Here is a 14069-nt window from a genome sequence, read left to right as displayed (position 1 = left end):
TTATTCTTGATTTTTCACATTACGTTCTTGTAACTGTGCATTTTCTTGTTTCCTGCGCTTTTCTGCGTATTTCTCCGGGGGTATCTAAAAGATACGCCTTGCAGAAGTCGTTCAGGTTCGATGTCGATGCGAACCCGGTGGTGAACGCCACTTCGGTAAGCGTGAGGTTTGTGTTCAACAGGTAGTGTTCCACGTCCTTTACCCGTTCCTTTATCACCCATTCCTTAGCCGTGTACCCGGTCATTTTCTTTACCTTTCGCCGGAACGAGCCGTATTCCATGCCGCATTTGTCCGCCAGTTTCTCGGCATCATAGACCATGTAGCCTTTCAGACGTACCATTTCGGTGAACGTCTGCCTGCCCAGTTCCGGCAGCATCCGTTCGGCGTGGCGCAGTTCCTTTTCCGTCACCAGCAGTCGGTTGCCCCTTACCGGGTTTCTCCGCAGCAGGTGGAAAGCGTGGCATACCGTGTTGTACACGTTGCAGAGGTACTGCCGTCCCGGTCGCATCCAGTGGAGCGCATCGCAGTAGGCGGTCAGTTCGGGTATCTCGTCCCGCTTGCGGTGCTGTTCCGCCAGTTCGTCAAGTATGGCGTAATGGGTGGTGGACATACCCAGCAGGATAATGATTGCCTTGTAGTCCTTGTATGCCGCCAGTGTCGGCGTTTCCGGCAGGCTTTTGAGCGTGTCGCACACGTGGGCGCACAGCCGCCCGTCCTTGCTGAACGGTTCAAGTTCCAAGTAGTTGTCCATTTTCCGGCTGTTGTGCAGCAGCCATGTTACCTTTTCGTCCAGTTCCTTGCAGGACGCTTCCAACTCCGCTTCGGGAGCGGGAAGCAATAATGATGTAATCCGTTGTTCCATATCTGATGTTTTATATATGAATGACATATCATTTGTTCCACTTCACGCAATCCGTCCAACCCCATTCATCGAACAGCCATGTTTCTAAGAAGAAAAGTACAAAGGGCAGCAGGAACAGAAAATATGCCTGTACTGCGCTGATATGCTTAGAGCGGCGGTAGCGGTTCAACAATGCCTGTACACGGGCTTTCCTGTATCGTGCAAGAATAAATACACAAATAAGCAAAAACATTGCACCTAAATAGCCAAGATGTAAGGACGACCATTCCGGTACACTGTTAATCAGGAGAAAGTTGCCGGGCAGAACTACTACCCACCACCAATACCAAAACAGCAGTATAAAACCTGACATCCGCCCTATCTTCTTGCCCCAAACCTCTCCCTTGAAATATAGGTAGTCAAAAAAATAGTATCTGTAATTCGTCCGGTTTGCACGTTGCTTCACTCGTTCAAAATAGTTATCTGTATTTTTTATTCCTTTATTCATAATGGCTTGGAAAGGAACGCCGTCAGATGCTATCTTTCGTTGTTACTAACTTATTTACAAATCCCAATCCGGTGAATAAACACCCAATCCCAATAAGGGGATAAACAATGCCACATAAGACTGCAAGCATATTCAATCCTCGTTCATCTCCCGTGAAGCCGTCTAAACAAACAGCTTGCAATATGAAGTTTGTAATTTGCCAATCCAATAAACTTTGGTCTATACAGATAAAGGCAAGCCACAAAAGGATAGAGCAACATTCCAAACCCAACAATAACATTATGGTTTTAGGCTGCATTGCATATAGTTTATAGACCTTGTAGATTACCAGTATATCTATTATTACAAGCATACCCAAAAGACAATATTCCATAATGCCATATATTCCGAACAGACGACCAAAGCCTAAGCCACCACAAAATAATGTTATGGCTATCAGCAAAGCACTGAAAGCTGTCAATGCTATTATGGATTGAACAGTTTTATTCATCGCACTATTGTTAATGGTTAGCAGGGAACGGCTTGTCCGTTATCCTGCGTTGTTAGCTGTATCTATTTTAGAAAATCCAAATCAAAATAATATTGATTGTCATTCTTCGGATTTATGTAAATCGTTGCCACTCCATAATATTGCAATAGCATTTCCAATGAAACTTTTTCCTTCAAAATTGCATCACTGCGAAATGTTTTTGTCTTTCCTTTGTATGGGGTGGTGTACGTCACGGTGCATATTGCAGTGGACACTACTTGTTCACTATGATAAATGTCAGGAAACAAAGAGCCGCTAACACCATTCCAAAACTGGGTTTCCCATGAATTGAATACCTTAAAGACTGGCTCTTGCATCCTTGACTTCTTGCTACTCCATTTCTGCGCACTGACTTTACATTGGCTTAAATCAACCGATAATCGTGTTCCATGCTTTTTTATCTGTTTGATTGCCTGCCTTGCTCTATATCTACGAATAGCAGCACCTATAAGATTGTGATTTAACCATACAAGCAATAAAACCACTCCCGGTATTCCAATGGCATACCACCTTCCGGCAAAACAAATGCCCACACCGAATACATAAATCCAAATAAAAATAAATCCAAGTATTCTCAATATTTTATTCTCATAGATTTTCATGTCATATAATTACAGCTAATGCCTTGAATGCTTAGAAAGGAGCATCGTTAGATGCTATCTTTCGTTATTAGATATCTATTGCCCTTTCTCGCTTGAGGATATGGAACTAAAGTTGCCTTTATAATTCGATTATTACAGTTAAATGGTACATAAGCCACTTTACTATCAATACTTAATGTGTCGTTTAGCTGTTTCAAATGGGAGTGCTCATTTTGTAATAAAACTTCCGTTTTTGAAAAGTCCACAGAACTGCATATCGGATAGAAACCGGAAAAACAAGTAGGCGTTATGTAAGCTGCTTGATTTTCATAATCAAAGAACAGGAAACGGTTTCCGTCTGCCACATTATCATACACAGCAAAGCAATCAAACTTTCTCACTCCATTGATTGTATAGCTTTGCACGAAGTCAATATTGCTATCATCTACCGCTTTCAACTCAAAAATGACCTTCTTTTCATCGTGCTGATTAAAACACAGCCTATATAGAGTTTCAAATTCTGTTTTTTCTGTTTCTATATAAAGGGTATCTTGTTCAGTCAAAAAATGATACTTTACTGAATTTTGTTCCACATAGCCGTTTTTCGCTATAACATAGCTAAGTGGGAAAAGGAACAAACAATACAATACAAATATTCTCATGTCTTTATATCTAATGATTAGAAAGGAGCATCGTCAGATGCTATCTTTCGTTGTTACTAACTTATTAAATCTTTATTGTATAATTTTTAGCCAATGACGATGTGTTATTATAAAATAAAGTAATACAACCAAAATGGGATAAATCATCCATGATATGAAGGAAGAAACCTTTTGGCTATTAAATATCAGAGGTTTACTCCTTATAATTTCCATACCTTTTTTCCTTTTGATATAATACGAACAGAATGTCTTGTATAATAAAACATAGATTATGATGAAAAACACAAAAGGGGTTTTATAATTGAAATTCTCCTCTATCAGTAGATATGCCAATACTATAACAGGAAGAAATAATATTCCACATATTATCTGTATCGTCCGCTCATGTGGATTTTCCAATATAAATTTATCCCTATTAAATATGAATATCTGATAATACATCGCATCTAAAATGAATTTTATCATAAAGAGTTATTCGTATTGTTAGTAATGGCTAAGCGGGGAACGCTGTTAGGCGTTATCACGCTTTGTTATAAACTCAAATTACTTTGCATGATTGGCTTTTATTTACCCACCATTCCTGTTCTTCCACCTCACGAGCCTTTTGTATCTCGTCCGTTGTCAGATTTTCATTGTGATAGGCATTATATAGATTTTCCCAACCATTCTTACGATATTTCGGTGATACAATCCATTCGCCTGCATCATTAAACAGGCAGAAGTTTGCAGGAGTATCGGGTATAATCTCATCTGCCCAAGAACAGACTTTTGTCAGTCCCTTTGCGGATTTCCACTTACCCCGATATTCAGATAAGTTCAATTTCAGTTCTGCTATTTCATTCCGTCCTTTCTCTATTTGCTGTCCGCTCATCCGATACCCCTGCTTGAAAGAACCGGAGAATGTACCGCTATATCGTTTATCTCCGTATTCCGCAAACGAGTAATACCCGTATATGAAACCGTCCAATTCCGTATATTCACTTTTTATCATTTGGGAACAGGAAGAAATGCTATCTACACAAACCTTTCCCTTAAACGGACAGATTACGGATAATCGGGTACGACTGATACCCTTTATCTCATATTCTCTACTATCCATTTTCCGAACTTCGGTAATATGAATATCAATTCGGCTACAATCTTCTCCTAATATGCCAATCATGCTTAAATTGTCAAACAAGCCCGAAAGGTCTTGCTGCAAAATATCTGCTTTGGGATTTTGTGAATAGGCTACTCCACAAAACCAAAAGAGTAAAAAGATAATGATATGGTATATTTTCTGTTTCATATTTTGCATTACTGTTTATAATGGCTTGACAAGGAGCTGCGTTTAGCAGCTAACTTGGCTTGTTATCAGTGATTTATTTTGCGATACCTGCACATGTAAATTTTAATCCTGTGATTGAATATTGCTTCACAAAATCTACAAATTCATCTGTGCAATAATAATTGTTATTAAACAGACTATCCCGAAATATGATATATGAACCGATATTTCCTTTATTGAAAATACCATTATTATCTCTCATCATCTTCAAAATTTCTTCATTGCTCTTGGACTCTATATTTAAGGCATCGACTGTATTCAATACATTTATAAAATAATAGTTTGAAGTATTACCGTCTACATTGACAGGTAAAACTTCTATTTGTCCTTTCAGCTTTTCAGCGAGCAATAAAGATGTTCTTTTATTTACTATCAGACAACCAGAAAAATAACAAGAAGCATCAAAGTCCTCACTTCGTTTGTCTTTCTTTTTTCTTTTATCTTTAAACAATTCTAAGCTAAGCCCTTTCCACTCATTAACAAGTGATTGACCATTATAATCCCAAACATCTTTATTTGATTTATCTTCTTCCTTGAATACAAAGAACTTGTAATTATCAAAGTCTTGTCCAATTTCATATATATTCATAATGTTACACTATTTAATTACTGATAATGTTTGGTGGCTAACCGACCTTTTTAGGGGAGGCTAAGCCGCTTGTTATATGCCATTTCCAAATTATTAAAGATATTAAAACCTATATATGATTCTTTGTTGGGGTATCTCAACCTATAATAGCAATTCCAATAACTAATCATTTGATTTTTAGTTCGATCAAAGAATTTTTCATTTTCTCCGATAAAACGAAGGTAGCTATCCATATTACACTCCAAATGCTTCTTCACATCGTATAAAATATTATCTACATATTCTCCTAATAGCTTAAAGCAAAATGGTATAGTCCAATATTCTGTGCAGGAGATTAGGTTTTGTAGATGGCGTTGCCTTACAAAACCATTATTATGTCTTGTGAAAATACAGTCAAGAATATTTCTTTGTACTGCTGTCATATTGGACGGTGTCTGTTCTCTCATATATACCCGTTCTGGAATTGCTATATTCAAACCTCCAAGATTGACGATATAGTATCGGCTGCTTATATCATCATTTTTCATCACAAGCATATCCAATACTCTCCGTACATCTTTTGCGAGATCCGGAGGAAATGAATTTAATATTTTATCCTTTTCATACATGGCATATAATGTTCGGCGGATAAACCACCTTAAAAGTTTCATCTGTTTGTTATCGACCTATTTTATTTTTAGTTTTTGACTATATGCAAGTATTACGAAACGATTATCTAATCCACAATCAATTACTTCATTCTTTTCTAATTGAGAATAGGCTTTTACAAATCTATTTCGACATTTACTTGAATGTATGTAATGATTGAAGTAGTTCTCGGCTTGTTCCTTTTCACCATATCTCAACATATATGGCAGGGCAAGGAGAGAGTCTTTCGTGTATTGATTGAAACAACAGCCATGTTGCATAATGAAGTCAATAGCCATTTGTCTATTCTCAAATAAATCAAATATCGGACAAGCATATTTTTCAAGTAAATCAATTATTGTTTTTACTGATGGAGCATAGCTTAGTCCGGCAAGATCCCAAGATTGATATTGATTTATTGGCGATAGGTATCCAATATGATTATGATATACTAAGCCATCATCATTGACATTGAGATTCTCTTCTTGCACCCACTTTTTCAAGTTTTTACAGGTAATCGTAATCAGTGGATATATAGCCACACTACAAGATGAATTATATACACTTGAACGAAACCATATTTCAAAAGTCAAATTTTTGTCTTTTGAAATCTTTTTCAAACATTGTCCATTTTTAGACGGCTTAAATCCCATTGCGATAAAAGGAATAGCTATCTCATTGCAGGCTTTAATAAATATATCTCTTGGTTTCATTTCTTGTTCTTTTCAGGTCGATAATGTTTGGTGGCTAACCGACCTTTTTCAGGGGAGGTTAAGCCGCTTGTTAGTCGCACAATTTGTTCTTTTTTCAACTCAACTATTAGCTGCTCATATTTTTATCATCTTTACCATAAAAGGTTATGGCAGATAGACGACCTAATCTATACCATTATAATTATCCTTCGGCTTTAAACCATTCAAGATATTTAATGCCGTTGTAATCTACTAATTCCTCAATATGTTTTTTGGGAACATCAGAATCATCGTAACTTTTTTTCTTTATATAGATGTTCTGATTTTTCTTTTTATCTTTAAATCCATTAGGAATATAGCAGACTATACAATTCGATGCTGATACATGTTCTTCCTTGACGTAGAGTTCAATTACCCAATCAGGCACAAATTGATTGTTTATCATCCTTTTTACCATTTCAAATGGATTCTCAAGATGATCCAAAATTTCCACTTTCAAAAATTCTGGGTAATAGAACTTAATTCCTATGTCCTTGCAGAACTGACAGCGATGGTCGGGATTTGGGCGTTTCTTTGTACGACCTTCTTCGTAATCTCGTATTTCTTTCATGTATTCATCTTGATTGAAATACTCCATAAATTCTTCCCTACTTTTATCGGTTGTGCCAATCCAAATCATATATTCTAATCCAGCATTAGACCCTTGCATTCCTTCAGGCGACAGTTCAAACTCAAACGTACCAAGATAAGTCATGGTTGTGGTATTCTCTGCCTTCTTAGGAGATATACCCTCACGACAATTATAGCAGATAACAGCATTTGCCATTGTAATATTTTTATCAGCTATCGACAGACTTATCTTTTGGGTATCAGCAGGAATAAGGTTAAGTAATCCTGCCAAGCCGTCAGATGTGAATTTCATAATAAGAAAATCCTCATCATAGCTCATTACACCAAGCTCCTTACAGAACTGGCAACGAAGTTCCTTATTGTCTTCATCATAATCTTTCCACCATTGACGGAAAGCCGATTGATCCATATATTTCTCAAAGTCAGCTTCGGAATCGAATTGACCGACCCATATCATTATCTTACTCATTTTCTTTTTTTTATTTTTCAAGCGACTAATGTCCGGCAGATAATCGACCGTTAGGGAGATTCATCCGCTTGTTATCGTCATAAATTGTACTTCATTAATAATGATTTAAATTCTTCATTTAACCTCTTTCCTCCAAATTGAGCAGCAACTTTTTGAATACTGTCTTTTTGCATTACAAATTCCAATTCAGTAGGCTTTAATTGAGAACAACACCAATCAAATACACGCAAATTGGGAATATCGGCAATGTTTTTTATATCAACTAAATTTTTACATTCCCAAATAAATAACCAATATAAACTATGTAAGTTCGATAAATTGGGGAATTTGCTAAACGGTTTTATGTTACAAATGATTAGTTCTTCTAAAGGAGAAAGATTGGCTATATAATCAAATGTTTGCTCTTCTTTTGTGGCAATACCATTAATACATAATCTCTTTAGATGTGTCAATTTGTTTAATGCTGTATAGTCATTGAATTTACACGAATACATCCTGATATCTTGCAATTCGGGCATATCCAAAATAAAATCCATTGAGTTGCCTTTAATATGCCACAACGATAACATGGTTGCATTTTTATACTTGTTCAATTTGATTTGAGGACAAGTAAGATATGCAACGTGAACACCATTCTGCTCAATTCTTTTTATTCCTTTCTCCATGTTCGTTTTTATTTTAATGACGATAATGTTCGGCGGATAATCGACCATTTAGGGAGATTCTTCCGCTTGTTATGTGCCTTACTTACTATTCCTCATATTTCTCAGCATTTTCAAGCCCTCGTATAAAATCCTCAAAATTTTCTGCTAATGTAGTTATTTTGAAATCTGATTCTTGATCGATATGCACAACTTTTGGTTCTCCGAATGGACCACATTCTCGATAATCCAAGAAAATCATATCATGCCCAGCACTCGGACAGTCACAAATAGCCACACCTATTTCCGGATATCCCCATTCATCAATCATAAACTGACTGCCAATTTCTCCACATAGTGAATAGTCCTTTTCCCTACCTATACCGTAAATGCCAGTTATAGCAATATGGTCTTCAGCCCAATTTGTGGGTGAATCAGTAGGGAAGCATGTATTGAAAGGGATGCCTCCATTATGCTGCTTCATCAGCCATATATAGGAAGCTGGCAACTTGTATCCTAATTCTTTCTCTACATCAGCTATCAATTCATCAGTTGGGGCATCACTGATATACTCCTTGCGGGCATAGTAATTATCATCCCAAAAGTTTGTAAAATCAAAACCTTCAAATTCTTGTTTCATATTCTCATTTTCTTTTTTTGTGGCACATAACGTTATACTATCAGCCGATTTGGCTGTTATTTTCTTTAAGTATCAGACCTCGTCTTCCTCCATCAACAGATCGTCCAACGGGCTTTTGATATTGCTTTTGAAAGTGTCGGCTATGTGGACATACCTTTCCGTTGTCTTGATGTTGTTATGTCCCATAAGCTCTTTCACTATCTTGATGTCGGTTCCTTGCTCCAACAGGTGGGTGGCGAACGAATGGCGCAGCAGGTGCGGATAAATCCGTTTCGTGATTCCCGCTTCCCGGGCCGCTGCCTTCAGCCGTTTCGACACGATACTCTCGGTGAAAGGTTCGCCCGGTCTGTGTTCAAAGAGCCACACTTTCGGTTTGTATAGTCTGTTATATTCCGTCAGCTTTTTCATCAACGGTTTTGATAGCAGGGTGTAGCGGTCTTTTTTTCCTTTACCCTGCCGCACCCGTATCAGGGAGCGGGATTCGTTGATGTCGCCGGGTTTCAGTTCCAGCAGTTCGCTGATGCGCAATCCTGCGGAATAGAGTATGGAGAACATGCAGAAGAAGCGCAGGTCTGTCACCGTCGCGTCGAGTATCTTCTTTATTTCCTCCTTGCTCAACACGTCGGGCAGCGTCTTCTCCCGTTTGGCACGGTTCACCTTGTAACACCGCCGTTCCTGACCGAGAACTTTCTCGTAATAGAACTTGATGGCGTTGATACGCTGGTTTTGCTGGCAGGAGGATATGTTTTTCTCGTGGATGAGATACAGCAGGTAGTCGTTTATCTCGCCGGGGGTAACCGTTTCAATCTTACGCCCCTCGAAATGCTGTTGGAAATCGCGGAAATAGGAGGTATATACCCTTACGGTATGGTCACTGTAACGCACTTGCTGAAGTTTTTCCAGATAGCCTTCCGGCAGTGGCGGCCGTTTGTCTTCCTCTTTACGGGGGGCGGTTTCCTTGATGGCAGAATAGTCTATAAACGCCATTTTCACATAGCGGTCGAAGAACTCGGCAAGCACGAAATCTTCTGCCGGCAGATAAGCCCTGCCGCCGACAAGCAGTACGTTTTCTTCCTTCGACAGCGACAAGCGGATGTCATTGTCATTACCGAAAGTCACTTCGACAAATTCTCTCCCGTTTCTTATCACCGGAGAAAGTTTGATCTTGGTTTTTGGGGTATATATTTCCATGCCTCACGTTTTGTCGGATATTGAAACCCGTTTTCGCAAATTTATAAAAAAACACGGGTTATCCATGCGCTTTATTGACATTTAACAATAGATCCCGACTACCTGACAATAAGGTGAGGAGCCACGAAAATACCCTCTGCCAAATCCGTCCTTCCCGGCACTCCGTTTCTCCGATTTCCTCTGCCCTGCGCCACAAGCGGCCACTTCTGTGCCCGATGCTTCCATTGCCTTTCCAACTCTTTTACGTTCAGCCGGTTCCCCTTACTTTCGTTCCCGCATCGCTATTGGTGCTAACTAAAAACACTCGTAATTATGGACGAAAACGTAAAGAACGACGCTAAACAAGTCATGCTCGTTCAGAATGCCGACGACGGACGACTGCAAGCCGTTACCGGCGTGGATCGGGACGGCAATATCCAGACCGCCGACCCCACGGATCAGAACGTGGCGAGCCTGCTGAACGTGAACACGCAGGATTCAGCCCTCGAAGCCTTCTTCAAAAAGTTCATGGAACAGGCCCAGAACCCCGTCCACACGGGTATCTTCGTCATGACGGAGAATGCCCTGAACAAACTTATCCGCATCGACTTCGACCCGGAGATTCTGGAAAATTACCGTATCGACCCCTCCGAACGGCTCCAGACGCAGGAGCAGCGGCAGTTCGAGCCGCTGGACGTCACGAAGATAGACCTGGCGGATATGGAGAAGAAAGGTATCCGCATGGAGGACATCGAGCCGCACCTGAAAGCCATGTCTTACGGACATAAATCCAACGGGCTGGTGGAGATGAACCCCGAACTGGAGAACGGGATGCGTGTTTCCACCAAAGGGCGCGTGTCGCTCGAAGAGCAGGCGGACGGCTCGCTGCGCGTCGTGCCGCATTACTGGCAGGAACGGCCCGACCTCGACGCCCCCTTCCACGGGGTGCTGCTCGACGAGGAGGCGAAAACGAACCTGATGAACACCCGCCACGCCGGGAAAGTGATCGACCTGGAGCTGGAGCCGGGCAAGCTCACGCCCTGCTACGTGTCGATAGACAAATGGACGAACACGCTGGAACCCATGCCCGTTTCGCTACTCGAAAAACGTGCCCGCATCAAGGAGGCCGACCTCTCGGAAGGCAAGCAGATGGATTTCTACGGCGGCGGCAAGGTGTTGCTCGAAGGATATACCACCCGCGCGGGTTATAAGCGGGATGCCTATATCCAAATCGACGCGGCCGAACGTAACTATTCCTTTACCTACGACGGTTTGGATCGCAACCGCTACGCCCAGGAGAACAAGGAGATTTACCGTCAGAAGGCCGCCGAGAAAAACGGACGGCAGGAAACTACGGCCTCCGAACGACAGCCCACGCTCACGATTCACCGGACAATCCTCAAAGCCTCCGTGCCCAAAGAGGCTTATGACCAGTGGACGGAAGCGGTGAATGATCCCTCCAAGCGGGCGGATGTCAAGGCTTTCTACATCAAGGGCATGGTCAAGGACGGGCAGGGTGAGCCGTTCAACGCCTGGGTCAAGCCCAACTTCGAGCGTAACAAGATGGACTTCTTCCGCTGGAATCCCGACCGTGCGAAACGGCAGGGAGCGGAGGTCAAACCCGCCGTTGAAAGCCGTACCCAGGTCGCCGTCAATTCCGAGGGCAAGACCGTCGAAGCGGTCAAAGGTGTGAAAGAGCCGCTCAAGCAGGGACAGCAGGAAGCCACCCCGACGCAGAAGAAAAATTACCGCAGCAGCAAAAAGAGCAACTCCAAAGGTGTCAAGGTATAACGTATGAAATGGTTCTACATGCAGGCCGGAGCCATGCCGCTCCTGATCGCGGCGCTGGCCGCCTTGTACCTCCGGCCGGGTAAACGCAGCCCCCCGGAGGAGGCGGACGACGGACGGCAGTATTACGACGGGAACGGCAACCATGTCTATTACGACCGCCGGCTGATCGCCCGTCCGGAAAAAGAGAAAGAAGAAGAACTACAAGAAAACAACCACTGAAAAATCCGAATCATCATGCAAGTAATTATCGCAGAAAAGCCCTCGGTGGCGCGTGAGATCGCCGCCATCGTGGGAGCCACGAACCGTAAAGACGGTTTTATCGAGGGAAACGGCTACGCCGTAACCTGGGCCTTCGGCCACCTGGTCGGGCTGGCAATGCCCCAACAGTACGGCATCGCGGGTTTCCGCCGGGAAAACCTGCCTATCCTGCCATCATCGTTCATCCTCCTGCCCCGGCAGGTTCGGGAGGGTAAAGAGTATAAGGCCGACCCGGGTGTCGTGAAGCAGCTCGGTATTCTCCGGGAATTGTTCGGCATGGCCGAGCGCATCATCGTCGCGACCGACGCGGGGCGTGAAGGTGAGCTGATCTTCCGCTACATCTACTCTTACCTGGAATGCCGCACCCCTTTCGTGCGGTTATGGATCAGCAGCCTGACCGACCGGGCCATCCGCGAGGGGTTACAACACCTCCGCCCCGGCAACGAATACGACAACCTTTACCTCTCGGCCAAAGCCCGCAGCGAAGCCGACTGGATCGTCGGTATCAACGCCTCGCAAGCGCTTGCCGTGGCTGCCGGGCGGGGCGTCTGGTCGCTCGGACGGGTGCAGACCCCCACGCTGGCGATCATCTGCTCCCGTTACCTGGAGAACAAGGCGTTCAAGCCCGCCACCTATTTCCGGCTGAAGCTCTCCACGGCAAAGGAGGGCACGGAGTTCACCGTCCTCTCCACGGAGAAATTCGACGGCAGGGAGAAGGCGGAAGCAGCCCGCGCCGAAGTTATCGGCGTCCGAACGGTACGCGTCGTGAACGTGGAGCGCAAGGAGGCCAGGGAACAGCCGCCTCTCTTGTACGACCTGACGACACTCCAAAAAGAGGCCAACAGCCGGTATGGTTTTTCGGCAGAAAAAACGCTCGACATCGCCCAGTCGCTTTACGAGAAGAAGTTCATCACTTATCCCCGTACCGGCTCACGCTATATATCGGAAGATGTGGCCGAGGAGATTCCGGCACTCATCGGGAACATGACACGCTATCCCCGTTTCGCGGAATACGCGGGCAGGATGGATACCGCATCTCTCTCCCGCCGAAGCGTGGACAACGAAAAGATCGCCGACCACCACGCGCTGCTTCCCACCGAGAACCTCCCCTCCGAACTGGATGCCGACCACCGCATCGTCTATGAGATGGTCGCGGGGCGGATGCTCGAAACCTTTTCCGGGGCCTGCGTGAAAGAAAACACTTTCCTTACCCTGCAAAGCGCGGGACATGATTTCACGGCCCGCGGCAGTATCATGGTCGAGACGGGCTGGCGGGCCGTCCTGAATGAACCTGTCGAAGAGAAAGAGGAGGACATGACCCTCCTTCCCGACATCGTGCAAGGCGACGAGCTGCCCGTCAAAGGATGCGGCACGGAACAGAAACAGACCCGGCCGCGCCCCCTTCACACGGAATCGAGCCTGCTGGCGGCGATGGAAACCGCCGGACGCGAACTGTCCGACGAGGCCGAACGCGAGGCGATGAAAGATGCCGGCATCGGCACGCCCGCCACCCGTGCCGCCATCATCGAAACGCTCTTTGCCCGCGAGTATGTCAGGCGAGAGAAAAAGTCGCTTGTACCCACGGACAAGGGACTGGCCGTGTATGCCGTGGTCAGGGACAAGAAGATTGCCGATGTCGCCATGACGGGCGGCTGGGAACTGGCCCTCTCGAAGATCGCCACCGGGGAGATGGACGCCCCGACGTTCCATCGCGGTATCGAGGTCTTCACCTCGCAAATCGCCAAAGAACTGCTGGAAGCAAGAATCGACGGCGCGGAGAGTGACACAGCCTGCCCGCGTTGCGGCAGGCCCGTGGTGTTCTATCCCAAACTCGCCAAGTGTCAGAATCCCGATTGCGGCCTGACCGTATGGAGAACCGTGGGCCGCAAGGAGCTGACCGACAAGCAGCTCGCGGAACTGCTGACCAAAGGCAAAACCGGCACGATCCGGGGATTCGTCAAAAACGGCGGCGGAACGTTCGACGCGGCCCTCACGCTCGATGACCAGTTCAAGACCTCGTTCGTTTTCGAACCGCGCGATACTCCCAGGCAGGGAAAGAGGAACAAACGGAAATAATCGTTACCTTTGCCACTGGAAAAGACCTGTCATAACGA

The 14069-nt window shown here is 44.2% G+C and carries 17 protein-coding genes; 3 read left to right on the top strand and 14 right to left on the bottom strand.

Annotated elements, in window-relative coordinates; translation table 11 throughout:
- Nucleotides 1-19 precede the first annotated feature (19 nt).
- The 14 genes from BACCOP_RS01975 to BACCOP_RS01910 all read right to left on the bottom strand — a co-directional run bounded on the left by BACCOP_RS01975 (nucleotide 20) and on the right by BACCOP_RS01910 (nucleotide 9927).
- On the bottom strand, nucleotides 20-862 hold the full coding sequence (locus BACCOP_RS01975; RefSeq protein ID WP_032535963.1) for a helix-turn-helix domain-containing protein: 843 nt from the start codon (nucleotides 860-862) through the stop codon (nucleotides 20-22).
- Nucleotides 863-890: 28 nt separating this feature from the next.
- On the bottom strand, nucleotides 891-1349 hold the full coding sequence (locus BACCOP_RS01970; protein ID WP_007482655.1) for a hypothetical protein: 459 nt from the start codon (nucleotides 1347-1349) through the stop codon (nucleotides 891-893).
- A gap of 22 nt (nucleotides 1350-1371) precedes the next feature.
- Entirely contained in the window at nucleotides 1372-1839 is a 468-nt protein-coding gene (locus tag BACCOP_RS01965) for a hypothetical protein (protein ID WP_007482656.1), read from the bottom strand.
- Between the two features lie 62 nt (nucleotides 1840-1901).
- Nucleotides 1902-2480 carry a hypothetical protein gene (locus BACCOP_RS01960; protein ID WP_007482658.1) on the bottom strand — a complete coding sequence of 193 codons (579 nt, stop codon included), beginning with the start codon at nucleotides 2478-2480 and terminating at the stop codon, nucleotides 1902-1904.
- 47 nt (nucleotides 2481-2527) lie between these two features.
- The gene (locus BACCOP_RS01955; RefSeq protein ID WP_007482659.1) at nucleotides 2528-3121 is read right to left on the bottom strand and encodes a hypothetical protein; all 594 of its coding nucleotides are present in this window, start codon (nucleotides 3119-3121) and stop codon (nucleotides 2528-2530) included.
- Between the two features lie 72 nt (nucleotides 3122-3193).
- Nucleotides 3194-3586, bottom strand: coding sequence for a hypothetical protein (locus BACCOP_RS21505; RefSeq protein WP_007482662.1), 393 nt, complete (start codon nucleotides 3584-3586; stop codon nucleotides 3194-3196).
- 73 nt (nucleotides 3587-3659) lie between these two features.
- Nucleotides 3660-4409 carry a hypothetical protein gene (locus tag BACCOP_RS01945; RefSeq protein WP_007482664.1) on the bottom strand — a complete coding sequence of 250 codons (750 nt, stop codon included), beginning with the start codon at nucleotides 4407-4409 and terminating at the stop codon, nucleotides 3660-3662.
- A gap of 73 nt (nucleotides 4410-4482) precedes the next feature.
- Complete coding sequence (locus tag BACCOP_RS01940; RefSeq protein WP_007480245.1) at nucleotides 4483-5037, bottom strand: imm11 family protein; 555 nt, start codon at nucleotides 5035-5037, stop codon at nucleotides 4483-4485.
- A gap of 50 nt (nucleotides 5038-5087) precedes the next feature.
- Nucleotides 5088-5687 (bottom strand): hypothetical protein, encoded by a 600-nt coding sequence (locus BACCOP_RS01935; protein ID WP_007558973.1) that lies wholly within the window; start codon nucleotides 5685-5687, stop codon nucleotides 5088-5090.
- A gap of 15 nt (nucleotides 5688-5702) precedes the next feature.
- Nucleotides 5703-6377, bottom strand: a complete 675-nt coding sequence (locus tag BACCOP_RS01930) for a hypothetical protein (RefSeq protein ID WP_007558971.1) — start codon at nucleotides 6375-6377, stop codon at nucleotides 5703-5705.
- Nucleotides 6378-6558: 181 nt separating this feature from the next.
- Nucleotides 6559-7455 carry an immunity 22 family protein gene (locus BACCOP_RS01925; protein ID WP_007558970.1) on the bottom strand — a complete coding sequence of 299 codons (897 nt, stop codon included), beginning with the start codon at nucleotides 7453-7455 and terminating at the stop codon, nucleotides 6559-6561.
- Nucleotides 7456-7532: 77 nt separating this feature from the next.
- Complete coding sequence (locus BACCOP_RS01920) at nucleotides 7533-8120, bottom strand: leucine-rich repeat domain-containing protein (RefSeq protein WP_044192934.1); 588 nt, start codon at nucleotides 8118-8120, stop codon at nucleotides 7533-7535.
- Nucleotides 8121-8205: 85 nt separating this feature from the next.
- Nucleotides 8206-8736, bottom strand: coding sequence for an SMI1/KNR4 family protein (locus tag BACCOP_RS01915; protein WP_004295476.1), 531 nt, complete (start codon nucleotides 8734-8736; stop codon nucleotides 8206-8208).
- 72 nt (nucleotides 8737-8808) lie between these two features.
- Nucleotides 8809-9927 (bottom strand): tyrosine-type recombinase/integrase, encoded by a 1119-nt coding sequence (locus BACCOP_RS01910; RefSeq protein ID WP_007565622.1) that lies wholly within the window; start codon nucleotides 9925-9927, stop codon nucleotides 8809-8811.
- A gap of 312 nt (nucleotides 9928-10239) precedes the next feature.
- Between BACCOP_RS01910 and BACCOP_RS01905 the strand changes: the two genes are divergently transcribed.
- The 3 genes from BACCOP_RS01905 to BACCOP_RS01895 are packed head-to-tail and all read left to right on the top strand — an operon-like array spanning nucleotide 10240 to nucleotide 14031.
- Nucleotides 10240-11697 (top strand): DUF3945 domain-containing protein, encoded by a 1458-nt coding sequence (locus BACCOP_RS01905; protein ID WP_007558960.1) that lies wholly within the window; start codon nucleotides 10240-10242, stop codon nucleotides 11695-11697.
- A 3-nt stretch (nucleotides 11698-11700) separates the two neighbouring features.
- Nucleotides 11701-11916, top strand: a complete 216-nt coding sequence (locus BACCOP_RS01900; protein WP_004319199.1) for a hypothetical protein — start codon at nucleotides 11701-11703, stop codon at nucleotides 11914-11916.
- Nucleotides 11917-11931: 15 nt separating this feature from the next.
- On the top strand, nucleotides 11932-14031 hold the full coding sequence (locus tag BACCOP_RS01895; protein ID WP_004319201.1) for a type IA DNA topoisomerase: 2100 nt from the start codon (nucleotides 11932-11934) through the stop codon (nucleotides 14029-14031).
- Nucleotides 14032-14069 lie beyond the last annotated feature (38 nt).

The organism is Phocaeicola coprocola DSM 17136, assembly GCF_000154845.1.
In the GTDB taxonomy this organism is placed as follows: domain Bacteria; phylum Bacteroidota; class Bacteroidia; order Bacteroidales; family Bacteroidaceae; genus Phocaeicola; species Phocaeicola coprocola.
This window is presented reverse-complemented; position numbering and strand designations above follow the sequence as displayed.